Raw genomic sequence first — 24,763 nt, 5'->3', positions numbered from 1 at the left:
GGCGGCCCCTTCGAGGGACCGCCCGCTTCTCGTCGTGCCGCTACGCCGAAGCGCCGGCGGCCGCGGCGGTGCGGTCGATCGCCACCACCGGGCTGAGCTGCTGGTACAGCTCGATCAGCTCGCCGCCGGGGCCGCGGACGAACGCGACCCGGACCTCCATCTCCGGCTCCCCGTTGATGAACACCTGGGTCGGCGCGCCGTCCCAGTCCTCGATCGGGAAGGCGGCGCCGCCGGCGGACAGGCACTTCGTGTACGCCTCGTCGACGTCGCCGACGATCAGCGCGATGTGCTGCAGCGGACCGGAAATCGACGTGACGTCGTCGCGGCCGCCGGGGAACAGCTCGATGTAGGTGTGGCCGTCCAGCTCGATGTAGACGCCCCGGTCGCAGTAGAGCACCTGACCGGTGTCGCTGGTCGTCTTGGACCACTCGTACGTCTTCGCGAAGCCGAGCCCGTCGCGGTAGAACCGCAGGGATTCGTCGACGTCCTTGCAGAGGATCGCGACGTGCATCAGCGTGGCCGAGCCGGGCGGGCGGGACCAGGGTGCCGACATGGGACTACCTCCTCGGTTGGGTACTGCCTTCACGGGTGGTGCGGACCGGGGACCCGGGACCGGGTACCGGGATCAGGAGCGCCGCAGCCAGGCGGCGAGCCCGGCGGGCAGGGTCGCGGCGGCCTCGGCGTCCGCCGTCAGCGCGACGTAGCCGTCGGGGCGGACGAGCGTGGCGTGGGTGGCGTCGCCGTCCGGGAGCACGGTGATCGGTGTGGCGCTCGCTTCGGCGGCCTCCTTGACCGCGACGGCGTCGGCGGCGGGCGGGATGACCAGCGTCCAGCCGATGCCGGGGGCCATCCCGCGCCGGGGGGCCACGCGCCGCCCCGGGCCGGGCGAGTGCGGGCCCTCGGCGCCGCCGTAGCCGATGTGCAGGCCGGCCAGCCGGGTGGCGAGCCACGCGCGGAACGCCGGCAGCTGGGCGACCGAGTCGAGCACCTCGTTGCGCAGCCCGATGCTCGCCGGGTTCGTCTGCGTCGAGATCTCGGTGAGCGTGCCGGTGAACCCGAGCACCCCGGCGGCGACCGGCCGCCGCTCGGCGTCGTAGGTGTCCAGCAGGGCGGGCGCGGCGGTGCCGTCGAGCACCGCGCCCAGCTTCCAGGCGAGGTTCAGCGCGTCCTGGACGCCAGTGTTGAGGCCCTGTCCGCCGACCGGGCTGTGCACGTGCCCGGCGTCGCCGACGAGGAACACCGGGCCCTGCCGGAAGGTATCGGCCAGCCGCTCGTGCACCCGCCAGTTCGAAGCCATCTTGACCTCGCGCACCCGGCCGCCCGCGGCACCCGGGCCGCGCGTGTCGATGACCTCCTGGACGTCCTCGCGGGTGGGCACGCCGGCGTCGTCGCCGACCAGCGCCACCACGCGGTACAAGTCGCCGGGGATCTTCGCCACCGCGCCGAGCCCGCGCGGGGAGAAGTAGAACGTGACGACCTCGTCCTCCGGGCCGTGCCAGTCCATGGTGACCTCGGCCAGCATGAAGGTCTGCGGCCGCGCGCCGCCGGGGAAGGCGACGCCGATCCGGTCGCGGACGGTGCTGTGGATGCCGTCGGCGCCGACCACGTACCGGGCGTCGATCGCCCGCACGACCCCGTCGGAGTCCACAATGGACGCCGTGCTGCCCGGGAAGGTGCCCCGCAGGTCGAGCAGCGACGTGGTGCGGTGCACGGTGCCGCCCAGCGCGGCGTAGCGCTCGGCGAGCACCTCCTCGGTGGTCATCTGCGGGATGCTCAGCGCGTACGGGTAGGGCGTGTCCAGCTCCGCGAACGGGATGGACAGCAGCACCTTTTCCGCGTCGCGGACGGTGAACGTGCGGCCCGGGATGGACCGGGCCACCAGCTCGTCGGCGACGCCGATGGCGGCCAGCGACTCCAGCGTGCGCACGTGCACCGCCGACGCCCGCGAGTGCGCCGCGGGCCCGGGCGCGCGGTCGATGACGACGTGGTCGATCCCGAGCGTGCGCAGCGCGCAGCCCATCGTCAGGCCCACCGGCCCGGCGCCGACGACGAGCACGTCGGTGGAGCGGGGTAGTTCTGGGGACAGGGACATGGCGAAACCCTCCTGCGCTCACCCGGCCGCCGCGGTGGACGGCGGCTCCTCCAGCGTCGAGTGCGGATCCGTTGGCGGGCAAGGCCGAATGCACGGAGTAGCCCGACCGGCGTGACTTGGGATAGTGCGCGGCGGCGCCTTGCCCGGCGCGGCGGCGGCGCGGTGTGCTGGGGAGCGGAAAGGCCCGGCACACCACAGTAGACACAACGGCCTAAGGATCTCTCATGGCGGACAGCACAAGCACCCGCGCGGTGGTCACGCAATTGTTTTCCGACGTCGCGGCGGGCAACGTCGAGGGCGTGCTCGCCGCGCTCTCCCCGGCGATCGTCTTCGACCTGCCCGGCAACGAGTTCAACACGATCGTGCCCAACCTGCGCGTGTGGCGGGGCAAGGACGAGGTGCTGGAGGCGTTCCGGCTGCGCACGCTCTACGCCGACGTCACCGAGTTCGAGCAGCGGCAGATGGTCGTCGAGGGCGACCGCGCATTCGTCGTCAACCACCAGAAGCTCAAGCACCACCGGACCGGGATGGAGGTGGACTTCGAGTTCGCGATGGTGCTGACCGTCGGCGACGACGGCCTGGTGACGCACTGGCGCGCGTTCTTCGACGCCAGCCCGGAAATCGCGCTGTTCCGCTCCGACATCGACGAGCGGCTGCTCGCCGCGGTCCGCGCCGGCGACCGGGAGGAGGCCGGGCGGCTCGTCCGCGACGGCGCCGACCCGAACCGCCGCGACCCCGCCACCGGGCTGACGACGTTCCTGGTGGCCGCCGGGCTCGGGAACGCCGGCGTGGTGCGCGAGCTGGTCGACGCGGGCGCCGACGTGTTCACCACCGACAGCCGCGGCGGCGCGACCGCGTTGCACAAGGCGGTTCAGCGCGGCGACCTGGCGACCGTGCGGGTGCTCGTGGACGCGGGCGCGTTCGTGGACGCGGTGGCCGCGACCACCGGCCACACGCCGCTGATGGACGCGCTCTGGTACAAGTGGCCGCACATCGCCCGGTTCCTGCTGGAGCTCGGCGCGGGCGTCAACCTCTCGACGCACTACGGCTTCTCGATGAAGGAGCACTTCGAGTACGAGCTGAACGTCAACAAGCTCGGCAAGGAGAAGCTGCTCGAAGCCGAGCAGGCGCTGAAGGACCGCGCGAAGTCCGACGAGGACGCCGTGGCGGCGCAGGAGCTGATGGCCGCGGTGACCGCGAACGACGTCGAGCGGGTGCGGTCGCTGATCGCCTCCGGCGCCGACGTCGACGCGCGGTACCCGGTCCTCAACGGCTTCAACGACCAGCACACCCCGTTGCTGGTCGCCGCGCGCGACGGGCACGCCGAGATCGCCGGGCTGCTGCTGCGCGGCGGCGCCGACGTCAACGCGACCGAGCCGACGTTCGGGGCGAGCCCGCTGCACAAGGCCGTCTACAACGGACACGCGACGATCACCTCGGCGCTGGCTTCGGCCCCGGGCGCCGACCTGGACTACCAGGGCGCGACCAACGGCTACACCGCGTTGCACGACGCGCTCTGGCACGGCTACGACGACTGCGCGTCGATCCTGCTCGACGCCGGCGCCCGGGTGGACGTCGAGGGGCACGACGGCAAGACCGCGCTCGACATCGCCGCCGAGGTCTTCGGCCCGGACCACCGCCTCACCGCCCGGATCCGGGCGCTCTGACCGATCCGGCCCCACGGAAGGGAAACGCCGATGTTGTTCTACGTGCAGATGAGATGGAACCACGAGGGCCGGATCACCCTCGACGAGCTGTGGGACGTCGAAGCCGACGAGGCCGAGCACGCCCAGGAGACCGTCGACTCCGGGTTCTGCGTCGGGATCTGGAAGGTCGCCGCGCAGAAGCGGGTGATCGCGATCATCGACTCCCCGGACGCCGAGGAGCTCGACCGGACCGCGCTCGGGCGGCTGCCGATGCGGGAGTACCTGGAGTTCGAAGCGGTCTGGCCGTTGCGGGACTACCTCGGGTTCGCCGAGGACGTCAAGAAGCGTTACCAGGTCTGAGAGAAGGCGGCGAGCACGGTGGTGGCAGCGAACGACGGCGCCGGCCCGTGGCCCGGCGGGACCGGGGTGGGCGGCGTGAGCGAGGCCGCGGCGCGCGGGGGTGACCGGCGCGCGGCCGTCACGGCGGTGCACGCGTGGCTGGCCGCCGCCCGGGGCCCGATCGGGCCGGCCGAGGTGGCCCGGTTCCCGTTCGCCCCGGTGTTGCGCCACTACCGGGCGGTGGGCCGCACCTACGCCGGTGACGAGCTCGTCACCCTGCTGCGGACCGTCCACGGCAGACTGTCCGGGGGCGGCCGCGCGCGGCTCGCGTGGCCGCTGCCGGACTGGCTGCCGAGCACGGCCGACCAGGCGGGCGGCGGCTACGACGGCTACCTGGCCGTGCCGCTGCTGGACAGCCCGGCCGGCGCCGACCTGCCGCCACACCGGGCGGCGGCGGACCTGCTGCGGGCCCTCTCCGCCGACCTGCTCGGGCTGGAGGTCCGCGCGCTCGGCCGCGAACCCGGCCGGGTGCAGCGGCAGCGGGCCCGGGCCTGTCTCGGCGTCCTGGCGCGGCTGCGGGAGGTTCCGCTGCCGCCGCCGTCGGCCGACGAGGACCTCGCCGACCTCGCCGGGACCTGGATCGCCGAGACGGCCGAGACGATCGCGCCGCGGGTGCGGGTGGTCACCGAGCTGTCGCTGCTGCCGATGACCCCGCTGCACGACGAGCAGATGTTCGTCCGCAGCCTGCAGCTGTTCGAAACGCTGTACCGCCGGATCGGCGACGCGCTGGCGGCGGCCCGGGACGCGCTCGTCCGCCTGGCGGTCGAGCGCGCCCGGGTGCTGGTCGCCGACGCGGCCCGGCTGCTGGCCCTTTCGCCCGCGCTCTACCGGGTGGTGACCACGATGCCGCCGGAGGTGTTCGCGGTGATCCGGGCGCACACCGGCGGCCGCAGCGCGATCCAGTCACGCGGCTTCCGCCGGATCGAGGCGGTGTGCGCCCCGCGGCCGGACATCGCCGCCGGAGTCCCGTTGCAGGACGCGGTGGTGCGGGCGGGTGAGCGGCTCGGCGGCGTCGCGACCGCCCGGCTGTGCGCGGACCTGGCGCGGCTGGACGAGGCGTGGTGCGCGATGAAGCGGACCCACTGGGGGATCACCAGGAAGATCATCGGCACGGTCCCGGGCACGGGCGGCACGACCGGGGCGGAGTACCTGCGCCGGGCGGCCGCGGTCCCGTTGTTCCCGGCGTTGTCCGCCCGGCCGCTGGAGGTGCCCGCGTGACCGGCTACGCCGACCTGCGGCGGAAGATCATGGGCGCGGTGGTGGCCCAGGCGATCCACGCGGTGACCGAGCTCGGCGTCGTCGACCGGCTCGCGGCCGGGCCCGCCACGGCGGCGGACCTGGCGGCGGACCTCGGCGCCGACGCCGACGCCTTGACGCGGTTCCTCCGGGCGCTCGCCGGGGAGGGGCTGTTCACCGTGACGGCGGGGAAGTACGCGCTGACGCCGGCCGGGGAGCTGCTGCGGTCGGACGTCCCGGGCTCGCTGCGGCACCTGTCGAGGCTGATGACCGGCGAGGCGTACCGGGTCTGGGAGGAGGCGTCGCTGAGCCTGCGCACCGGCGGGCCGGCGTTCGAGCCGGTGTTCGGCGCGCCGCTGTTCGAATGGCTCGCGGACCGGCCGGCGCGGCAGGCCGAGTTCGACCGGGCGCAGGCCGGGCTGGCCGGGATGCGCGCGCAGCCGCTGCTGGAGCGCTCGTGGGACGGTGTCCGGCACGTCGTCGACGTCGGAGGCGGCAACGGGATGCTGCTCGGTCTGCTGCTGGCGGCGCACCCGTGGTTGCGCGGGACGGTGTTCGACCGGCCCGGCGTGGTCTCGGACGCGGGGGTGCCGGAGCGGTGCCGCCGCGTCGAGGGCGACTTCTTCGTGTCGGTGCCGTCCGGTGGGGACGTCTACCTGCTGGCGCAGATCCTGCACGACTGGGACGACACCGAGGCGACGCGGATCCTGCGCAGCTGCCGCGCGGCGATGCCGGCGGACGGGCGGCTGCTCGTCCTGGAGCAGGTCATTCCGGAGGACGGTGGCCCGCATCCGGGGCACCTGCTGGACCTGCACATGCTGGTGCTGCTGGGCGGCCGCGAGCGCACGGAGGCCGCCTGGCGGCGGTTGCTGGCCGACGGCGGGTTCGAGGTCCGCGCGGTGACGTTCGGCGAGCGGGCGTCGGTGATCGAGGCGGTGCCGGCATGACGGCCCTCTCGCCCCGCGACCTGATGCCCGGCCGGCTGGTGCCCGACGTCGGGGAGTACCTGGGCGAGTACGCCGCCCGGACCTCCGCCGCGCGGGCCCGCGGCCACCGGACCCTGCGCTACGGCACCGCGGAGCCCGAGCTCCTCGACCTGTTCCCGGTCCCGGGCGCATCCCGGGCTCCCCTCATGGTGTTCGTGCACGGCGGCTTCTGGCAGGAGTCGGGCCGCCACCAGGCCGCGTTCACCGCCGGCGGCTTCCTCGACCGGGGCGTCGCGTTCGCGGCCCTCGGCTACGGGCTGGCGCCGGCGTACCGGCTCGGCGAGATGGTCGCGATGATCCGGCGGGCGATCCGCCTGCTGACGCACGTCGCGCCGGCGCTCGGCATCGAACCGGCGCGGATCCACCTGGCGGGCAGTTCGGCCGGCGCGCACCTGGCCGCGATGGCGCTGCTGCCCGGCGGTGCCCCGGTCGCCGGGGTGACGCTCCTCAGCGGCCTGTACGAGCTCGAGCCGCTGATCGGCTCGGCCGTCGACGATGCTCTGGGGCTCTCGGTGATCGAGGCGCGGGAGAACAGCCCGCTGGGCAAGCTTCCGCCGGCGTTGCCGCCCGTGATCCTCGCCCGCGGTGAACGCGAACCGGCCGAGTTCATCCGTCAGCACGACGCGATGGCGGCCTCCTTGACCGCGGCCGGCGCCGATGTCACCGACCTCGTCGGCGTCGGCCGCAACCACTTCGACCTGCCGTACGACCTCACGGATCCGGCCACGCCACTGGGGGCGGCGGTGGGGGAGCAGCTCGTGGCCGGGTGCCGGAAGGCCACTCTCACCTGAAACGGCACCTCAGAGCCGCGCGCGCAACTCCCACAGCTCCGGGTAGAACCGCACATCCCGGCGCGAGGCCAGATGCGCGGCCCCCGCCGTCCCGCCCGTACCCCGCCGGCGCCCGATCTGCCGCTGCACGGTCAGCAAATGCCGGCCCTGCCACGCGGCCCACGCCTGGTCGTGCGCGACGAGCGCCTCGGCCAGGTCCCACAGCGCGTCCCGGTCCGCCGCGATCCGGGCGTACGCCTCGAACCGCTCCTCCTCCGTCGCCACCGGGAAGCCCGCCTTCTCCAGCACCGCCAGGTACCCGTCCCAGAGCGTCGGCTCGGCCGCCCGCCGGTGCAGCCGGGCGCGCTCCGCCGCCGAGTACCACGGGCGGTCGAACACGCCCTCGTCGCGGGCGCCCGACAGCAGGGCGATCTCGCGGAACTGGGCCGACTGCCCGCCGTTCCCGGTGCCCAGTGCGCCGCGGAAGAGCTGGAAGTCCTGCGGGGCCATCGTGTCGAGGACGTCGAACTGGCCCAGCAGCATCCGCTGCACCGCCACCGCCCGCTCCAGCCGGCGGCGCGGGACGTGCCCGTCGCCGGTCAGCATCAGGTCGCGGGCGTCTTCGAGTTCGAACAGCAGTTGCTTGAACCACAGCTCGAACGCCTGGTGCACCACGACGAACAGCAGCTCGTCCCGCGCCTGCGGGCCCGCCTGCGGCCGCTGGAGCGCGAGCAGGGCCGGCAACCGCAGGTAATCCCCGTAACCCGGCATCAGAACTCCTCCCCGGTGAGCAGGCCGTGCGCCGCGAAGGCGTCCACCGCGCCGGGCACCTCGAACACGCCCGCGGACGCGCACATCCGCAGCGAAGCGCGGCAGATCGTGCGGAACCGCTCGGCGTCGCCGCGGTAGCAGTCGTCGGCGACGGCCGCCGCGGTGGCCGCGTCCAGCCCGGCCAGGCGCAGCGACGACCGCACCGGGGCGACGTCCCAGACCAGGCAGCTCTTCATCAGCTCCGGCAGCGCGAACGCGACCGCCGACCGGGTGCCGGCGTCCAGGCCGTGCCACAGCTCGTGGAAGAACGCCGTGAAGAACCGGTGGTGGCGGCCTTCGTCCTTCGCGTGGTCGCGGACCAGGTCACGGACCGTGGTGACCACCCCGGTGTCGGCCGGGACCTCGTTGAGGATGCTGGTGACGAGCGTTTCGAACACCACGGTCTGCAGCAGCGGCGCCAGCTCCGGGTATTCGCGCAGGCGGCCCGCCGCCACCTCGCCGAGCTGCGCGACGAACCCGCCGTAGTCCCAGCGCGGGATCGCGATCCCGGTCGCCGCCGCCACCTGGTCGGCCAGGTCGAGGCTGAACAGCGAGTGGTAGCCCTCGTCGCAGTACACCTTGAACGCGTCCAGCCGGGTCGAGGTGGCCAGCGGGATGCCGCAGCGGTCGTCGGCGATCAGCTCGGCCCCGCGGTTGACCACTCGGGTCTCCAGGTGGGTCGTGGACAGCAGGAACTGATACAGGTGCCGCACGGCCAGTTCCCGCCGCCGCGGCGCCGGGAGCGCCGCCACGGCCTCGTGCGCCAGGTGGGGCACCAGCCGCTCGGGGAAGAACACCTTGCCGGCGTCGGCGTCGTCGTGCAGCATCCGCCGGACGCCGGTGCGCACCCCGGCGGCCTCGTACCACGCGTCGAGCGGGCCACGGCTCATCGCGGCACCGCGCCCAGCCGCCGGACGGCTTCCCGCACCAGGCCCGCGTCGGTGGCGAAGCACAGGCGGAACCAGCCCGGCTCCGGCGAGCCGAACGCCGACCCGGGCAGGACGTTCACCCGCGCCGACTCCAGGATCCGCCGCCACAGCTCGTGCTCGCCGGTGGTGCCCGGTTCCGCCAGCCACGCGCGCAGGTCCAGCCACACCGAGAAGCCCGCGCCCGCCGGCACGTGCGGGACGCCCGCGTCCGTCAGCGCGGCCGTGACCCCCGTGTAGGCCGCCGCCAGCCGGGCGCGGGAGCCGTCGAGGTAGCCGCGCACCCAGTCCTCGTCGGCCAGCAGCCCGGCCAGCAGCGCCTGGGTGTCGCTGGACACCGGCGCGAAGTAGGCGAGGGCCCGGGCCGCGGCCAGCACCTCGGGGTCGCGGCTGCACAGCGCGCCGACTTTCAGCCCGGGCAGCCCGAAGTCCTTGGCGAAGCCCCAGACGACGTGCACGCGCGGGCCGCCGTCGAGCACGCTGGTGAACGGCTCCGGCCCGAACACCGAGCCGGCGTAGATCTCGTCGGCGACGACGTCGAGGTCGAGCCGGGCGGCGACGGCCAGCAGCTCGCGCAGCACCCCGGGCGGGTGCACCCGGCCGGTCGGGTTGTCCGGGGAGGTCAGCACCAGCGCCCGCACGGTCTCGCCGCGGCGGCGCGCGGCCAGCACGGTCTCCGCCACGACGGCCGGATCGAGCCGGAAGCCGTCCGCGGCACGCATCGGGGCCGGCAGCAGCCGGGCGCCGGACCGGACGGTGAGCAGGACGTCCAGCGCGCCGTAGTAGGGCGCGGGCACGACGACGGCGTCCCCGGGGTCGCACAGGACGCTCGCGGCGATGTCGAGGGCGGCGCTGGCCCCGCTGACGACCACCAGTTCGTCGGCGTCCACCGCGGTGCGCAGCAGCCGGGAGAGCTGCGCGGCGGTCGCTTCGCGCAGCGTGCGCGTGCCGTGCAGCGGGCCGTACCGGACGTCGGCCGGGGTCAGCCGCCGCGGCGCGGTGACGCGCTCTTCCAGCAGGTCCCAGACCAGCCGGTTCTCCGCGGTGCCCAGGTTGAGGAAGCCGCCGGGGTTGCGCACCGGGTCGTACGGGTCCGCTTCGGCGCGCAGGTGGGCCGCGGCGATCGCCGGCACGCGCCCGGCCAGCGCGGCGGCGCGCTTCGCCACCATCAGCAACCCGCTTCCGGGCCGGTGACCAGGCCGGGGTGCACGCCGAGGCCGCGCGAGGCGTCCAGCACCGCGCCGTGCAGCAGCGCCGCCGGTTCTTCGCACAGCCACCAGGTCAGCTCGGCGAGTTCGGCCGGGTCGAGCAGCCGGCCGCCGGGCAGCCGGCTCGTCAGTTCCGCCAGCTGCGTCTCGGTCAGCGCGTCGAGCAGGCTCGCGCGCAGCATCGGTGTGTGCGTCGCGCCGGGGCAGATCGCGAACACGTGCACCGGGTCGTGCACGAGCTGCGCGGCGAGATGCCGGGTCAGGTAGGCCAGCGCCGCCTTGCTCATCCCGTCGGCGATGTCGAACGCGGGGAAGGTGGCGATCCCGCCGCCGACGCTGCAGACGTTGACGATCTTGCCGTAGCCGCGGTCGAGCATGGCCGGCAGCAGGGCCCGGATCATCCACAGTGGACCGACACTGTTCACCCGCAGGAACGCCTCGTCACGCCGCTCGACCGGGCCGTCGACGGTGTTCTCGACCGTCTTGGTGCCGACCGCGGCGTTGTTGACCAGGACGTCCACCGGGCCGTGCACCCGCTCCAGCAACCGCCGGTGACTCTCGGCGTCGCCCTGGTCCAGTTCGAACGCCTCCGCTTTGCCGCCGAGGTCGGCCACCTCGGCGACCAGCCGCGCGGCGGCGTCCGGGTGGGACCGGTAGGTGAACCAGACCCGGTCGCCGCCGAGCGCGAACCTGCGCACCATCGCCTCGCCCAGGCCGCTCGAGCCGCCGGTGACGAGCACTCCACGTCCAGCCATGCCCCGGATTCTCACGGCGGGACCGCCACGGCCGCACCGATCCGGGGGCTACTTCGTGCGGTCGCGGGCCGACTTGGGGGAGTGCGTGCGGCGCCCTTGCTGCCCGCGCGCGCCACGCGGTGCCATGGATTCCGGTCACACGCGCACCGACAAGGGAGCACCGCATGATCCACCAACTGATCTTCGCCCACCCCAAGCCGGGGATGAGCGAGCAGGAGTTCCAGCGCTACTGGGTCGAAGAGCACGCGGTCCGGTACGCCGCCAAGATCCCGCAGATCCGCAAGTACCTGATCGACACCCGGATCCCGTTCGGACCCGAGCCGGAAGATCCGATGTGGAGCGGGGTCGCGGAGATCTGGCTGGCCGACGACGAGGAGCAGCTGGCCTCGCTGCAGACCGACGAGTTCCTCAACGGCGCCCGGCTGGACGAACCGCGCTGGGCCGCCTTCTGGCGGTCGGTGGTCCTCGACACCGACGCCCGCGAAGTCGTCCCGGGACCGGCCGACGCGGGCGGTGTCAAGCTGATCCAGCTGGTCAAGCGCCGCGAAGGGCTGCCGCTGGCCGAGTTCCGCGAACGGCTGCGCGGCAAGTACGCCGACCTCGCCGCCGAGGTCCCCGGGCTGCGCCGGTACCTGCAGGGCACCACCCGCGACGGCTACTACGGCGTCGGCGAGGCGCTGCTGGACGCGGCGCAGCAGCTGTGGTTCGACGACACCGACGCGCTCGCCGCGGCGCTGGAGTCCCCCGCCTACCAGCGGGCGCACGAGGAGCTGCTGTCCATTGTGGAGCCCCGGTACGTCCACGAGATGGTCGTGCGCGAGAACTGGATCATCGGTCCCGAGCCGCGCTGAACCCCGGATCCCCCGAGGCCGCCGTCCCGCCGGACGGCGGCCTCGCCGTGCCACGAGGAGGTTCCCGTGCCCGCGTTGCTGTTCCGCGACATCCGGGTGTTCGACGGCCACGAGCCGAGGCCGCGGACGAACGTGCTCGTCGACGGCGGCCGGATCGCCGCGCTCGGCACCGGGGTGACGGCGCCCGGCGCGGACGTCGTCCCGGGCGCGGGCCGGACGTTGCTGCCCGGCCTGATCGACGCGCACGTGCACATCACGCGGTCCGGGCTGCACCACGGGTTCGCCTTCGGCGTCACGACGCAGCTCGACATGTTCGCCGACCCCGCGTTGCTGCGGGTGGTGCGCGCCGAGGCCGCGCGGGGCGGAGCCGTCTCGGACGTCCGGTCGGCGGGCATCGGCGCGACCGCGCCCGGCGGGCACCCGGCCCAGCTGGTCCACCACGGACTGTTCGGGCCGTTCCCGACGCTGGCCGCGCCGTCGGACGCACCGTCGTTCGTCGCGGCGCGGGTGGCCGAGGGCGCGGACTACCTGAAGGTGTTCGCGTCGTCGGTGCCGGGGGAGCCGCACCGGCCGGCACTGACCGAGGCCGCGGTGGCCGCACTGATCGCGGCGGCGCACGAGCGCGGCCTGCTCGCGGTGGCGCACGCGACGGACGTGCGGTCCGCGCTGACGGCCGTCCGCGCGGGGGTCGACGGCCTCGCGCACCTGCCGTTCGACCGCCCGCCCGGCCCGGAGTTCGTCGCGGAACTGGCGGCGCGGGACGTCTTCGTGGTGCCGACCCTGACCGTGCTGGAGTCCTTCTGCGGCCGCGCGGGCGCGGCGGACCCCGCGGCGGCACGGGTACTGGACGCGGCGGCTTTGGCGACCTTGACGGCGACGATGGCCCCGGAGCCCGCCGACGGCTACGCGGCCGAGCACGCGGCCCGGGTCGTGGCGCCACTGGCGCGGGCCGGGGTGTGCGTGCTCGCGGGGACCGACGCCGGCGCGCCCGGCGCCGCGCACGGGCTGAGCCTGCACCGGGAGCTCGAGCTGCTGGTCGCGGCCGGACTCACTCCGAGGGCGGCGCTGGAGGCGGCGACGGCGGCGCCGGCGCGGCGGTTCGGGCTCGCGGATCGTGGGGAAGTGGTGGTGGGCAAGCGGGCGGATCTGGTCGTGGTGGCGGGCGATCCGCTGGCGGACATCCGCGCGTCGCGGCGGCTGGTCGCCGTGTGCCGGGAGGGCGTCCTGCACGAAACAGAAGCCTCTTTCCCGGCATGAAAGGGAGGCGCCCGCCAGTCCCTGGGGAAGACCGGCGAGCGCCTGCTCGGGGTGGGTGGTTCAGTCGTTGACGCCGGCGGCGATCGGGGCCGTCGCGGCCGCGGACTGGCGGCCGCGCAGGAAGATCGTGGCCACGGCCGCGCCGAACAGGGCGATCAGCGCCGCCGTCAGCAGGCCGGCGTGCAGGCCGCTCGTGGTGGCCGCCACCGTGTCGCCGGTGCTCTCCAGGCTCGCCGTGCGGGCGGTCACCACCGCGGCCAGCACCGGCAGCCACACCGCGCTGCCCAGCTGCTGCGCGGTCTGCGCCAGGCCGCCCGCCAGGCCCTGCTTGTCGTCCGGCAGCCCCGACGTCACCGTGATGTTGAACGCGATGACCGCCGTGACGTGCCCGAAGCCGAGGCCGATGTTGGTCAGCACCAGCAGCGTGAAGTTGCCGCTCTGGGGCAGCAGCACCATCAGGCCGGTCGACACCGCCTGCAGCAGCAGCCCGCAGACGAGCGCGCGCGGCACGCCGAGTGCGCCGATCGTCCGGTTGCCGATCAGCCCGCCGATCACCGCTGAGCCGCCGAGGGGGATCAGCGACAGGCCGGTGCGCATCGGGCTGTAGCCCAGCACGTCCTGCATGTAGAGCGTCTCCAGGACGGTCGCGCCACCGCACATGCCGAAGGTGATGAACCCGGCCAGCCCGCCCCACTTCACCGACCGCCGCCGCAGGACGTCCAGGGGCGCCAGTGGTGCCGGGTGTTTCGCTTCGGCGTAGAGGAACAGGCCCAGGAACACTACCCCGGCGGCGAGCGTGCCGATCGTCGCCGGGCTGTCCCAGCCGGCACTGTCGCCGGTCGAGATGCCGTAGACGAGCGCCAGGATGCCGGCGGTGGCGAGCACCGCACCGGGCACGTCGAGCCGGGCGGCGTTCGCGTCCTTGCTCTCCTCCAGCAGCGCGATCGCGGCGACGAACACGATCCCGCCGATGATCGCCAGCAGCAGCATGGTCCAGCGCCAGCTGAGCGCACCGGTGATGATGCCGCCGCTGATCACGCCGACGATGAAGCCGAGCATCAGCACCGCGCCGTTGACGCTGAGCGCCTTCTGCCGTTCCGGCCCCTCGCGGAACGACGTCGTCAGCAGCGACATCGCCGACGGCCCGACCATCGCCGCGCCGATGCCCTGGCCGGCGCGGGCCAGGATGAGCAGCCACGGCGTCTCGGCCAGCCCGCCGGCGAGCGAGAACACGGTGAACAGCGCGACGCCGATGAGGAACAGCTTGCGCCGGCCGAACAGGTCGGACGCCCGCCCGAACAGCAGCAGGAACCCGGCGATGAACAGGATGAAGGCCGTCATCACCCACTGCAGGTCCGCGGTGGAGGTGAAGCCGAGGTCGTGCCCGATGGCGGGCAGGGCCACGCTGACGATCGAAAAGTCGAGCGCGACCATGAACTGCGATGCGCAGAGCATGATGAGGAGGAGCCAGCGCCGGGCGCCGAAGCGCGTGGGCGGGTCCGGCCGGGATGCGTCAGTAGCCATGGGACCAGCCTGGGGCACGCGTCGCGCGCGTGGAGAGCCTGAACCAGTCGTGGTATTGGCAGTACCAGCATGAGCCGGTTCTGGTTGACCCCGCCGGCCGGGGCGCATGCTGGCCCGAGGCCGTGCCGTCGCGCGTGTTCCCGGCCGTCCCCCCATCCTCCTGGCGAGAAGGAGCCAGCCATGCATTCACTCGACGTCGCCGCGGCGACCGAGGACCCGATCCGCCGGATCCCGTCCGGCTTCATGCTCGGCACGAAGACCCTCGCCCGCGGCGCGGAGCTGGGGTTCGTCGAGTCGGACTTCTACTTCGCCGGCCGCGGCGGGGTGCTGGGCGACGTCGACTCCGACGTCGTCGCGGCGGGCTTCACGTTCGTCAACGCCGAGTCCCTGCGGGTGGTGTGGGAACGCAGCCGCGACGTGCTGCCGCGCCGGGAGGCGTCGGTCGAGTTCGCGGTCTGCGCGGCCGGCTGGGCCCAGGAGCACATCCCGGACGAGTTCGACGCGGCCCGCCTGGCCGAGCTCCTGGACCCGGTCGTCGCCGCGGCGGGCCCCGAACTGGCCCCGGTGTTCGCCGGCTGGCGGGCCCTGGACGTACCGGCCGAGCCGAAGGCGCACGCACTGCACCAGCTCAACGTCCTGCGCGAGCTGCGCGGGGCGCGCCACATGGTCGCGGTCCTGGCGGGCGACCTGGCCCCGCAGGACGCACTGCGCTACCACTCGCCGTCGGTGATCTGGGACCTGTTCGGCTGGCCGGGCCGGCTGGAGGCGTCTCGCGTCCGCCAGGTGGGCAAGCGCTGGCAGAGCGCGATCGACGTGACGAACCAGCTCCTGGCCCCGGTGTTCGACGTGCTGCCGGAGGCGGAACGGGGTGAGCTGGTGACGTTGCTGCAGTACCTGCTGACGGTGACGTCCTGACCGATCGCGTGGAAAGGCCACCCGGGGCAACCCGGGTGGCCTTTCCGTTGTCAGGATTCCGCGCGGTACCGGTGGATGAGCGACGCGGCCATCGCGCCTTCGCCGACCCCGGACGCGATCCGCTTCACCGACCCCGCCCGCGCGTCCCCGGCTGCGAACACCCCCGGCATGTTCGTCTCCAGCAGGAACGGCCGCCGCGGGAGGTCCCAGGCGTTCGGGGTGGCCTCCGGGAGGTCCGGGCCTGTCAGCAGGAAACCGTGGCCGTCGCGGGCGACCGCGTCCGCCAGCCACTCCGTGCGGGGGCGGGCGCCGATGAACGTGAACAGGTACTCCGCGTCCTCTGAGGACACCCGGCCGGTGCGGCGGTCGCACAGAGTCAGGCGGCGCAGGCGGTCGTCGCCGTCGACCGCGACCACCGTGGTGTCCACGCGGACGTCGATCGCCGGGTGGCTGCGGATCTCGTCGATCAGGTAGCGCGACATCGACGCCTCCAGCGAAGGCCCGCGCACCAGCAGCGTCACCCGTGACGCGTGCTCGGCGAAGTGCAGGGCCGCCTGGCCCGCCGAGTTCGCCCCGCCGACGATCCACGCGTGCCCCTGCGCGCACGTCGTCGTCTCCGAAGTCGTTGCCCCGTAATAGATCCCGGCACCCTCGAACCGCTCGGCGCCCACCGCCTCCAGCCGCTGGTACGCCAGGCCCGTCGCCAGGAGCACCGCGCCCGCCGTGACCTCGCGCCCGTCCGACAGGCACAGCACCCGGGCCCGCCCGGCCGCGCGCAACGCGACCGCCGAAACCGGGGCCAGGATGTCGGTGCCGAACCGGCGGGCCTGCGCCACCGCCCGGCGGGTCAGCTCCGCGCCCGACACCCCGGCCGGGAACCCCAGGTAGTTCTCGATCCGGCTCGACGTGCCGGCCTGCCCGCCCGGCACGTAGGCGTCCACCAGCAGGGTGCTCAGCCCCTCGGACGAACCGTAGACGGCCGCCGCCAGCCCGGTCGGGCCGCCGCCGACGATCACCGTGTCGTAGTGCGGCCGGTCCACGGCCGGGGCGAGCCCGAGCACCTCGGCCAGCTCCCGGTGCGTGGGCTGGGACAGCCGGGTCCCGTCGGGCAGGTGCACCCGCGGCCACGCCGCCCCCTCGGCGTCGGCGCCGCTCGCGGTCGTGACGTCGACGAAGCGGAACGGCTGCTGGTGGCGGGTCAGGAAGTCGCGCAGGCGGTGCGTGGCCGGCGCGAACGGGTGGCCGACGACGCGGATGCCGCCGTAGGGCGGGCAGTAGGCTGCCTCCCACGACGCGAGCAGGTCGTCGAGGACCGGGTAGAGCCGCTCCTCCGGCGGCTCCCACGGCTTGACGAGGTAGTGGTCGAGACGCACCTCGTTGATCGCGGTGATGGCGACGGACGTGTCCGCGTACGCGGTCAGCAGCACCTTCTTCGCCGCCGGGAAGCGACTCCGCGCCTGCCCGAGGAACTCGGTGCCGGTCATCTCCGGCATCCGCTGGTCCACCAGCAGCAACGCCGCTTCGGTGCCGCGCTCGCGCAACGTGTCGAGGATCCCCAGCGCCGCCCGGGGCGTGCCGGTGGCCAGGACGCGGTACCGGTCGCGGTAGCGGCCGAGGTCCCGCCTCAGCGCGCTGAGGACGGTCGGGTCGTCGTCGACGACCAGCAGGGCGGGCGCGGACTGCTTGGCGGTCACCATGATCGCAGTGTCCGCACCGCACGCGCGCGCGCCGATCCCGACGTCACGAAGTCCGCCGAGGTACCCCCGAATCGACGTCCGGTGCCCGGCCCGACTTGTCGAAGTGACGGCGCCGTAAGGCTTTTCCCTGGCTCCGCGGCGGATCCGGTTGCTTCACTGGCTTCAGCCCGGATCCCGGGAATTCACCAGCACCAGCACGGGAGTGCCGATGTCCAAGAAGATCCTGTACGTGCTCTCCGAGTACGGCTACTGGGGTGAGGAGCTGCTCGGCCCGGTGACCGCCACCGATGCGGCCGGCTACGAGAGCGTCTTCGCCACCCCCAACGGGAAGCGGCCGCAGGCGCTGCCGCCGAGCCTCGACCCCGGGTACGTCGACCCGCCGCTCGGCCGCTCGGTCACCACGCCCGAGGTCGCCGTCGCCGCGCGCGAACTCGACGAGTCCGCCCGGCTGGACGACCCGCTGAGCCTGGCCGAGCTGATCCCGGAGCGTCCTTACAACAGCGAGCCCGGGTTCCTGCGGCTGATCGAGGCGTACTACCGCGATCTGTCCACTCTGGACACCGAGGTCGAGCGGTACGACGCGCTCGTCATCGTGGGCGGCAGCGGCCCGATCGTCGACCTGGCCAACAACGGGCGGCTGCACGAGCTGATCCTCGCCTTCGTCCGCGCGGACAAGCCGGTCGTCGGCGAGTGCTACGGCGTCGCGCCGCTGGCCTTCGCCCGCGACTGGGAGGACCGGACCAGCATCATCCGCGGCAAGCACGTCACCGGCCACTGCAAGGAGTACGACTACAAGGACGGCACCGGGTTCGTCGGCGTCGACTTCAACATGGGGCCGCCGCCGTACCCGCTCGAGTACATCCTGCGCGACGCCACCGCCCCGGACGGGCGCTACCACGGCAACGTGGGCAAGGAGACGTCGGTGATCGTCGACTACCCGTTCATCACCGCCCGGTCCACGCCGGACTCGTTCCTCGCCGGGCAGAAGCTGGTCGAGGTGCTGGAACAGGGTTTGCGCCGCTTCGGCTGGTGACCGCGGAAGAGTGAAGGAGCACACGATGACCGCACGCGCGGGCCGGGTGGCGATGCTCGAGCAGTTCGCCGCCGACGGCATGACCCGGATGTTCGGCAACCCGGGCACGGTGGAACAGGGCTTCCTCGACGAGCTCGAGAACTTCCCCGGCATCGGCTACGTGCTGGGCCTGCAGGAGGCGGCGGTCGTCGGGATCGCCGACGGGTACGCCCGGGCCGGCGGCCGGCCGGCGCTCGTCCAGCTGCACACGGGCGTCGGCCTCGGCAACGGGATCGGCATGCTGTACCAGGCCATGCGGGGGCACTCGCCGCTGGTCGTGATCGCGGGCGAGGCCGGCGTCCGCTACGACGCGCTCGACGCGCAGATGGCCGCCGACCTGGTCGCCATGGCGCGCCCGGTGACGAAGTACGCGACGCGGGTGCTGCACCCCGGCTCGCTGTTGCGGGTGCTGCGGCGGGCGGTGAAGATCGCGATGACCCCGCCGCGCGGCCCGGTGTTCGTCGCGCTGCCGATGGACGTGCTCGACGAGCTCACCACCGAGCCCGCGGTGCGCACGGTGGTGCCGACCCGCGCGGTGCTGCCGGTGCCGGGCGAGCTCGACCGGGCGGCCGCGGTGCTGGCCTCGGCGCGGCGGCCGATCGTGCTGCTCGGCGACGGCGTCTCGGTGTCCGGCGCGCAGGCCGAGCTGACCCGGGTGGCCGAGCTGCTCAACGCGCCGGTGTGGGGGGTGAACGACTCCGAGGTCAACATGGACACCACGCACCCGCTCTACCGCGGGCAGCTCGGCCACATGTTCGGCACGCACAGCGCGGGCGTGGTCGGGGACGCCGACGCGGTGCTGATCGCGGGGACCTACGTCTTCCCCGAGGTGTTCCCGGAATTGCGCAGCCCGTTCGCGCCGGGCGCGAAGATCGTCCACGTCGACCTGAACGACTACGAGGTGGCGAAGAACTTCCCGGTGGACGTGCCGCTGGTCGCCGACCCGAAGCCGACCCTGGCGGCGCTCGGTGACCTGCTCGCCGACGAATTGCCCGACACGGGCTGGACCGACCTCGCCCGCGGCACCCGGACCGCCCCGGAGGTGGGTGAGGACAGCCCGCTGGCCGAGCGGTTCGCCGCCGCCCTGGCCGCGCAGGCCGGCCCGGACCTGGTGGTGTTCGACGAGGCGCTGACCGCGTCGCCGAGCCTGGTCAAGCACCTCCCGCCGCGCACCCCGGGCACCTACTTCCTGACCCGGGGCGGTTCCCTCGGCGTCGGCATCACCGGGGCGATCGGGGCGAAGCTGGCCCGGCCGGACGCCCAGGTCGTCGGGTTCACCGGCGACGGCGGCAGCATGTACACCCCGCAGGCGCTGTGGACGGCCGCGCGCTACGGCATCGCCGCGCGGTTCGTCGTCTGCAACAACGGCCGCTACCGGCTGCTGGACCACAACCTCGACCAGTACCGGGCCGAGCGGGGCATCGAGCCGCACGGCTACCCGGGCGGGTTCGCCCTCGGCGACCCGGAGATCGGCTTCGTCGAGCTGGCCGCGGCCATGGGCGTCGACGGCGTCCGGGTGGCCAAGGCGTCCGAAGTGGACGAAGCCGTCGAGCGGATGCTGGCCGCGTCCGGGCCGTTCCTGGTCGACCTGGTGACAGCGTGATGAAACAGCTGGTGCCGCGCGAAGGCGGCGTGCTGACCGGGCGGACGATCGCGATCCTGCTGGAGGCCGACTACGTCGAGCCGGAGGTGCACTACTACGAGCGCCGGTTCGCCGAGGAGGGCGCCACCGTCCGCTGGCTCACCCGGCTCTGGGGCCAGGACTCGCTGACGTTCACCGGGCACGAGTTCGGCCTGCCGGTGACCGTCGACGACGACCTCGAGCAGGTGGACGACGACACCCTCGCCGGCTTCGACGCGCTGATCGTGCCCTCGGGGATGGTCTCCGACCGCTTGCGCTACACCGAGGACCCGGCCCGCCTCGCCCCGGCGGTGGACCTGCTGCGGCGCGCGTTCGGCATGCCGGGGGTGCTCAAGGGCGTGATCTGCCACGGGATGTGGCTGGTGTCGCCGATCCCCGAGCACGTCCGGGGCCGCCGGGTGACCGCGCACGTGAACCTCCTCGGCGACGTCCGCAACATGGGCGCGGTCTACACCGACCAGGACGTCGTCGTCGACGGCGACCTGGTGACGGCCCGCAGCGCCGACCACTGCCACCTGTTCGCCCGAGCGCTCATCGACCTGGTCGCGGCGCGTGCGGCGCGGCGGCCGCGCCGGTGGCGCCGGGCGAGCTGACCGATGCTCTGTCCACTTCGGATCTCCGGCCGGGAGTGCCTGCCATGACCGACTTCCCCTTCTCCGACCTGGTGGCCGCGCGCGTCACCGGGTACGACCGCCACACCCGGGTGGCCGACCTGCGCACGCACGACGGGCGGCCGGTGCGCGCGGAGCTGACCTCCACCACGTCGGCCCGGTTCCTGCACAACCTCGGCGAGCCCGGCGCCGATGCCACCGGCGAGCTCGACGAACTCCTGGAGCCCGGCCGGCCGCTGTTCGCCTACGGCGTGTTCTACCCGGACCGCGGCGGGCACGTCTTCGAGGCCAAGGACGTCGTCTTCTGCGGCCGGGGCGGCACCGAATACGCGTTCGAGCAGCGCGGGTGGTGGGTGCGGCAGCTCGCCGAGCTGGCCCGGTTCTACCGCCGGGCGCAGTTCGGCACCGCCGCGCACGCCGACTTCGCCGACTACCGCACCGTCCTGCGCCTCGGCGGCGACAAGAGCGACCACCACGTGCAGGAGACCGACACGATCTCGCGGCTGGTCTACGGGATGGCGTCGGCGTTCCTGCTCACCGGCGAGGAGGACTACCTGCGGGTCGCCGAGAGCGGCACCGAATACCTGCGCGAGCACATGCGGTTCGTCGACCGCGACGAGGACGTCGTCTACTGGTACCACGGGATCGACGTGCGGGGCGGCTACCACGAGAAGCTGTTCACCTCCGAGTTCGGCGACGACTACCACGCCATCCCCGCCTACGAGCAGATCTACGCCCTCGCCGGCCCGGCCCAGACCTACCGGATCACCGGCGACCCGCGGATCGCCGAGGACGCCGAAGCGACCCTGCGGCTGTTCCGGCGGTTCTTCCGCGACCCCGAGCACGGCGGCTACTTCTCGCACATCGACCCGCTGCGGCTGAGCCCGCACGAGGAGTCGCTCGGGCCCAACCGGGCGCGCAAGAACTGGAACTCGATCGGCGACCACGCGCCGGCGTACCTGGTCAACCTGTTCCTCGCCACCGGCGACGAGCGGCACGCGGACATGCTGGAGGAGACGTTCGACCTGATCGTCGAGCACTTCCCGGACGAAGGCAGCCCGTTCGTGCGCGAACGCTTCCACGCCGACTGGACGCCCGACACCGGGCACGGCTGGCAGCAGGACCGCGCGGTCGTCGGGCACAACCTCAAGATCGCCTGGAACCTGATGCGGATGAACGCGATCCGCCCGAAGGCGGCCTACCGCGAACTGGCCGCCCGGATCGGCAAGTCCCTGCCCGAGTACGGCGCGGACCTCCGCCGCGGCGGCTGGTACGACGTCGTCGAGCGGACGCCGGCGCCCGGGCACGGCCGGCACCGGTTCGTCTGGCACGACCGCAAGGCGTGGTGGCAGCAGGAGCAGGCGATCCTCGCCTACCTGGTGCTCGCCGGCAACGGCGGTGACCCCGCCTTCCTCGACCAGGCCCGGCAGGCGTCGGCGTTCTACAACGCCTTCTTCCTCGACCACGACGAGGGCGGCGTCTACTTCAACGTGCTCGCTTCCGGCATCCCGTACCTGCTCGGCACCGAGCGGCTGAAGGGCAGCCACTCGATGAGCATGTACCACGCCTCCGAGCTGTGTTACCTCGCCACCGTCTACCAGCGGCTGCTGATCGGCGGGGAACCCCTGTCGCTGTGGTTCCGCCCGCGCGCCGACGCCGGCCGCGTGCTGCGGGTGGCGCCGGACGCGCTGCCGCCGGGCCGGGTCCGGCTCGACTGGGTCGAGGTCGACGGCCGCCCGTACGCCGCCTACGACCCCAAGCGCCTGCTCGTGCGCCTGCCCGACAGCGACGGCGAACTGACCGTCTGCGCCCACCTCTCGCCGGTGGACCGCTGATCGCCCGATGGAGACCGGAGAAACACCATGGAAGTCGCGAAGCACATGCAGGGCGCGGTCACCGTGATCGCGCTGGACGGGGAACTGGACAGCAGCACCGCCCCGAGGGTGCACGAGCAGCTCGGCGACCTGGTGCCGCCGCGCGGGCTGGTGCTCATCGACCTCGGCCGGACGTCGTACATGTCCAGCGCGGGCCTGCGGGTCCTGCTGCTGGTCTACCGGCAGGCGCAGGCCAACGGCGCCCGGCTGGCGCTCGCGTGCGCGCCGCCGGACGTCCGCGAGGTGATGGCGGCGACCGGGTTCCTCGGGTTCTTCACCGTGACCGACACGCTCGCCGAGGGGCTCGCCGCGCTCGAGCCGTGACGGCGAACCGGACGCAGGAGGTGTGATGAGCTGGACGTCGTTGCCGGCGCGGATCGACGCCTACCCGACCCACCGCATCGGCGGGTTCGAGGTCCGCGCCGGGCAGCCGCTGCCCTTCGGGGCGACACCGGTGCCCGGCGGGGTCAACTTCTCGGTGTACTCGAACAACGCCACCGCGATGACGCTGGTGCTCTTCCGCGCCGGCGAGGACGAACCGGTCGCGGAGCTGCGCTTCGACGACTCCTTCCGGATCGGCGGGGTGTACGCGATGACGGTGTTCGGCGTCGACCCCGAGGCGATCGCCTACGCCTACCGCGCGGACGGCCCGTTCGCGCCGGCCGAAGGCGACCGGTTCGACGGCCGGGCGCTGCTCGTCGACCCGTACGCGACGCTGCTGTCGGGTCGGGAACGCTGGCGGTGCGGGCGGGACCGGCCGTGGCGCTCCCGCATCGCGCCCGCCGACTTCGACTGGGAAGGCGACCGGCCGCTGCGGATCCCGCCGGAGGACCTGGTCGTCTACGAGGCGCACGTGCGCGGGTTCACCGCGCACCCCAGCTCCGGCGTCCGCGCGCCGGGGACGTTCGCCGGGCTGGTGACGAAGATCCCGTACCTGGTCGAGCTCGGCGTGAACTGCGTCGAGCTGATGCCGGTGTTCGAGTTCGACGAACGGGACAACGTCCGCACCGATCCGCGCACCGGCGAGCCCCTGGCCAATTACTGGGGCTACAGCACGGTCGGCTTCTTCGCGCCCAAGGCGGGGTACGCCGCCACCGGGCGGCACGGCATGCAGGTCGACGAGTTCAAGCACACCGTCAAGGAACTGCACCGGGCCGGCATCGAGGTGATGCTCGACGTGGTGTTCAACCACACCGCCGAGGGCGACGAGCGGGGCCCGACGCTGTCGCTGCGCGGCCTGGACAACCGCACCTACTACATGCTCACGCCGGACGGGCACTACTTCAACTTCAGCGGCACCGGCAACACGCTCAACTGCAACCACCCGGTGGTGCGCGGGTTCGTGCTGGACTGCCTGCGGTACTGGGCGTCGGAATTCCACGTCGACGGCTTCCGGTTCGACCTCGCCGCGATCCTCGGCCGCGCTCCCGACGGCGTCCCGCTGGCCAACCCGCCGCTGCTGGAGGCGCTCGCGCACGACCCGGTGCTGCGGGACTGCAAGCTGGTCGCCGAGGTGTGGGACGCGGGCGGGCTGTTCCAGGTGGGCAGCTTCCCGGACTACTGCCGCTGGGCGGAGTGGAACGCCGGCTACCGCGACGCGCTGCGGCACTTCCTCAAGGGGGACGTCGGCAGCGTGGCCGAGCTGGCCACCCGGTTCGTCGGCTCGCCGGACCTCTACGCCCGCCGCGGCGCGGTGGCCTCGGTCAACTTCGTCACCGCGCACGACGGCTTCACGCTGCGGGACCTGGTGTCCTACAACGAAAAGCACAACGAAGCCAACGGCGAGGACGGCCGCGACGGCGAGAACCACAACATCTCGTGGAACTGCGGGCACGAGGGCCCGGTGGACGGCGGCCCGGTCGCCCGGCTGCGCGACCGGCAGGTGCGCAACGCGCTGCTGATCCTGCTCACCAGCCACGGCATCCCGATGCTGCTGGCCGGCGACGAGGCCGGGCGGACCCAGCACGGCAACAACAACGCCTACTGCCACGACGACGAGCTGTCCTGGTTCGACTGGACGCTGGTCGAGCGCAACGCCGGGCTGGTCGAGTTCACCCGGCACCTGATCGCCTTCCGCCGGGCGCACCCGTGCCTGCGGCGCCGCCGGCAGCCCACCGGCCGCGCCCAGGGCCTGTTCCCGGACGTCAGCTGGCACGGCGTGCGCGCGTGGACGCCGGACTGGTCGCCGCACAGCCGCGTGTTCGCCGCGATGCTGTGCGCCCGCGACGCGAGCGGCGCCGACGACTGCGTCTACGTGGCCGCCAACGCGCACTGGGAGCCGCACGAGCTGCAGCTGCCCGAGTTGCCGCCGGAACTGACCTGGCACCGGTTCGCCGACACCGGCGCCGGGCCGGGCGCGGACAGCCACGCGCCCGGCACCGAACCACCCCTGCCCCGGCAGGACTCGGTCCGGCTGGCCCCGCGGTCGTCCGCGGTGCTGCTCGCCCGGCCGGGCCCGGCCGCGGCGCGATCGCACGAGGAGTGAACCACCG

At 73.5% G+C, this 24,763-nt stretch carries 22 protein-coding genes; 14 read left to right on the top strand and 8 right to left on the bottom strand.

What is annotated here, in order from left to right; all coding sequences use genetic code 11:
• Window positions 1–40: 40 nt before the first annotated feature.
• Window positions 41–553, bottom strand: coding sequence for a VOC family protein (locus ACWEF6_RS16295; RefSeq protein WP_449683664.1), 513 nt, complete (start codon window positions 551–553; stop codon window positions 41–43).
• Window positions 554–625: 72 nt separating this feature from the next.
• Complete coding sequence (locus ACWEF6_RS16290; protein WP_449683663.1) at window positions 626–2,092, bottom strand: FAD-dependent monooxygenase; 1,467 nt, start codon at window positions 2,090–2,092, stop codon at window positions 626–628.
• 224 nt (window positions 2,093–2,316) lie between these two features.
• Between ACWEF6_RS16290 and ACWEF6_RS16285 the strand changes: the two genes are divergently transcribed.
• The 5 genes from ACWEF6_RS16285 to ACWEF6_RS16265 all read left to right on the top strand — a co-directional run bounded on the left by ACWEF6_RS16285 (window position 2,317) and on the right by ACWEF6_RS16265 (window position 7,150).
• Window positions 2,317–3,759 carry an ankyrin repeat domain-containing protein gene (locus tag ACWEF6_RS16285; protein WP_449683662.1) on the top strand — a complete coding sequence of 481 codons (1,443 nt, stop codon included), beginning with the start codon at window positions 2,317–2,319 and terminating at the stop codon, window positions 3,757–3,759.
• A gap of 30 nt (window positions 3,760–3,789) precedes the next feature.
• Window positions 3,790–4,098 carry a muconolactone Delta-isomerase gene (locus ACWEF6_RS16280; protein WP_033262363.1) on the top strand — a complete coding sequence of 103 codons (309 nt, stop codon included), beginning with the start codon at window positions 3,790–3,792 and terminating at the stop codon, window positions 4,096–4,098.
• A gap of 75 nt (window positions 4,099–4,173) precedes the next feature.
• Window positions 4,174–5,355, top strand: a complete 1,182-nt coding sequence (locus ACWEF6_RS16275) for a hypothetical protein (RefSeq protein ID WP_449683661.1) — start codon at window positions 4,174–4,176, stop codon at window positions 5,353–5,355.
• The gene (locus ACWEF6_RS16270; RefSeq protein ID WP_449683660.1) at window positions 5,352–6,320 is read left to right on the top strand and encodes a methyltransferase; all 969 of its coding nucleotides are present in this window, start codon (window positions 5,352–5,354) and stop codon (window positions 6,318–6,320) included. Before ACWEF6_RS16275 ends, ACWEF6_RS16270 begins: the two co-directional genes overlap by 4 nt.
• Window positions 6,317–7,150, top strand: coding sequence for an alpha/beta hydrolase (locus ACWEF6_RS16265; RefSeq protein WP_449683659.1), 834 nt, complete (start codon window positions 6,317–6,319; stop codon window positions 7,148–7,150). Before ACWEF6_RS16270 ends, ACWEF6_RS16265 begins: the two co-directional genes overlap by 4 nt.
• A 9-nt stretch (window positions 7,151–7,159) precedes the next feature.
• Here the strand turns inward: ACWEF6_RS16265 and ACWEF6_RS16260 are convergent, their stop codons facing one another.
• The 4 genes from ACWEF6_RS16260 to ACWEF6_RS16245 are packed head-to-tail and all read right to left on the bottom strand — an operon-like array spanning window position 7,160 to window position 10,828.
• On the bottom strand, window positions 7,160–7,900 hold the full coding sequence (locus ACWEF6_RS16260) for a tryptophan 2,3-dioxygenase family protein (protein WP_449683658.1): 741 nt from the start codon (window positions 7,898–7,900) through the stop codon (window positions 7,160–7,162).
• Window positions 7,900–8,829, bottom strand: coding sequence for a diiron oxygenase (locus ACWEF6_RS16255; protein ID WP_449683657.1), 930 nt, complete (start codon window positions 8,827–8,829; stop codon window positions 7,900–7,902). Before ACWEF6_RS16255 ends, ACWEF6_RS16260 begins: the two co-directional genes overlap by 1 nt.
• Window positions 8,826–10,034: an aminotransferase class I/II-fold pyridoxal phosphate-dependent enzyme gene (locus ACWEF6_RS16250; protein ID WP_449683656.1), complete on the bottom strand. Its 1,209-nt coding sequence runs from the start codon at window positions 10,032–10,034 to the stop codon at window positions 8,826–8,828. Before ACWEF6_RS16250 ends, ACWEF6_RS16255 begins: the two co-directional genes overlap by 4 nt.
• Window positions 10,034–10,828 (bottom strand): SDR family NAD(P)-dependent oxidoreductase, encoded by a 795-nt coding sequence (locus ACWEF6_RS16245; RefSeq protein WP_449683655.1) that lies wholly within the window; start codon window positions 10,826–10,828, stop codon window positions 10,034–10,036. Before ACWEF6_RS16245 ends, ACWEF6_RS16250 begins: the two co-directional genes overlap by 1 nt.
• 164 nt (window positions 10,829–10,992) lie before the next feature.
• Between ACWEF6_RS16245 and ACWEF6_RS16240 the strand changes: the two genes are divergently transcribed.
• Both ACWEF6_RS16240 and ACWEF6_RS16235 read left to right on the top strand, forming a co-directional pair.
• Window positions 10,993–11,679: an EthD domain-containing protein gene (locus ACWEF6_RS16240; protein WP_449683654.1), complete on the top strand. Its 687-nt coding sequence runs from the start codon at window positions 10,993–10,995 to the stop codon at window positions 11,677–11,679.
• A gap of 66 nt (window positions 11,680–11,745) precedes the next feature.
• Window positions 11,746–12,936 carry an amidohydrolase family protein gene (locus ACWEF6_RS16235; RefSeq protein ID WP_449683653.1) on the top strand — a complete coding sequence of 397 codons (1,191 nt, stop codon included), beginning with the start codon at window positions 11,746–11,748 and terminating at the stop codon, window positions 12,934–12,936.
• Between the two features lie 60 nt (window positions 12,937–12,996).
• Here the strand turns inward: ACWEF6_RS16235 and ACWEF6_RS16230 are convergent, their stop codons facing one another.
• The gene (locus tag ACWEF6_RS16230; RefSeq protein ID WP_449683652.1) at window positions 12,997–14,460 is read right to left on the bottom strand and encodes an MFS transporter; all 1,464 of its coding nucleotides are present in this window, start codon (window positions 14,458–14,460) and stop codon (window positions 12,997–12,999) included.
• Between the two features lie 180 nt (window positions 14,461–14,640).
• Here ACWEF6_RS16230 and ACWEF6_RS16225 point away from each other — a divergent pair, with 180 nt between their 5' ends.
• Entirely contained in the window at window positions 14,641–15,375 is a 735-nt protein-coding gene (locus tag ACWEF6_RS16225) for a helix-turn-helix domain-containing protein (RefSeq protein ID WP_449683651.1), read from the top strand.
• Between the two features lie 50 nt (window positions 15,376–15,425).
• On the opposite strand, the gene ACWEF6_RS16220 is transcribed toward ACWEF6_RS16225, so the two are convergent.
• Window positions 15,426–17,072, bottom strand: coding sequence for an FAD-dependent oxidoreductase (locus ACWEF6_RS16220; RefSeq protein ID WP_449683650.1), 1,647 nt, complete (start codon window positions 17,070–17,072; stop codon window positions 15,426–15,428).
• Window positions 17,073–17,280: 208 nt separating this feature from the next.
• On the opposite strand from ACWEF6_RS16220, the gene ACWEF6_RS16215 reads away from it, so the two are divergent.
• From ACWEF6_RS16215 to glgX, 6 genes are read left to right on the top strand one after another with little or no spacing between them, the layout of a single operon-like run.
• Window positions 17,281–18,105: a type 1 glutamine amidotransferase domain-containing protein gene (locus ACWEF6_RS16215; protein ID WP_449683649.1), complete on the top strand. Its 825-nt coding sequence runs from the start codon at window positions 17,281–17,283 to the stop codon at window positions 18,103–18,105.
• Window positions 18,106–18,130: 25 nt separating this feature from the next.
• Window positions 18,131–19,747, top strand: a complete 1,617-nt coding sequence (locus ACWEF6_RS16210) for a thiamine pyrophosphate-binding protein (RefSeq protein WP_449683648.1) — start codon at window positions 18,131–18,133, stop codon at window positions 19,745–19,747.
• Window positions 19,747–20,379: a DJ-1/PfpI family protein gene (locus tag ACWEF6_RS16205; RefSeq protein WP_449683647.1), complete on the top strand. Its 633-nt coding sequence runs from the start codon at window positions 19,747–19,749 to the stop codon at window positions 20,377–20,379. Before ACWEF6_RS16210 ends, ACWEF6_RS16205 begins: the two co-directional genes overlap by 1 nt.
• A gap of 44 nt (window positions 20,380–20,423) precedes the next feature.
• Window positions 20,424–22,232 carry an AGE family epimerase/isomerase gene (locus tag ACWEF6_RS16200; protein ID WP_449683646.1) on the top strand — a complete coding sequence of 603 codons (1,809 nt, stop codon included), beginning with the start codon at window positions 20,424–20,426 and terminating at the stop codon, window positions 22,230–22,232.
• Window positions 22,233–22,259: 27 nt separating this feature from the next.
• Window positions 22,260–22,595: an STAS domain-containing protein gene (locus ACWEF6_RS16195; RefSeq protein WP_449683645.1), complete on the top strand. Its 336-nt coding sequence runs from the start codon at window positions 22,260–22,262 to the stop codon at window positions 22,593–22,595.
• A gap of 25 nt (window positions 22,596–22,620) precedes the next feature.
• Window positions 22,621–24,756: a glycogen debranching protein GlgX gene (glgX, locus tag ACWEF6_RS16190; RefSeq protein ID WP_449683644.1), complete on the top strand. Its 2,136-nt coding sequence runs from the start codon at window positions 22,621–22,623 to the stop codon at window positions 24,754–24,756.
• Window positions 24,757–24,763: the final 7 nt, after the last annotated feature.

It is taken from the genome of Amycolatopsis sp. NPDC004772 (assembly GCF_053601215.1).
Note: the sequence above shows the minus strand (reverse complement) of the source record. Positions and strands in the feature narration are given on the sequence as shown.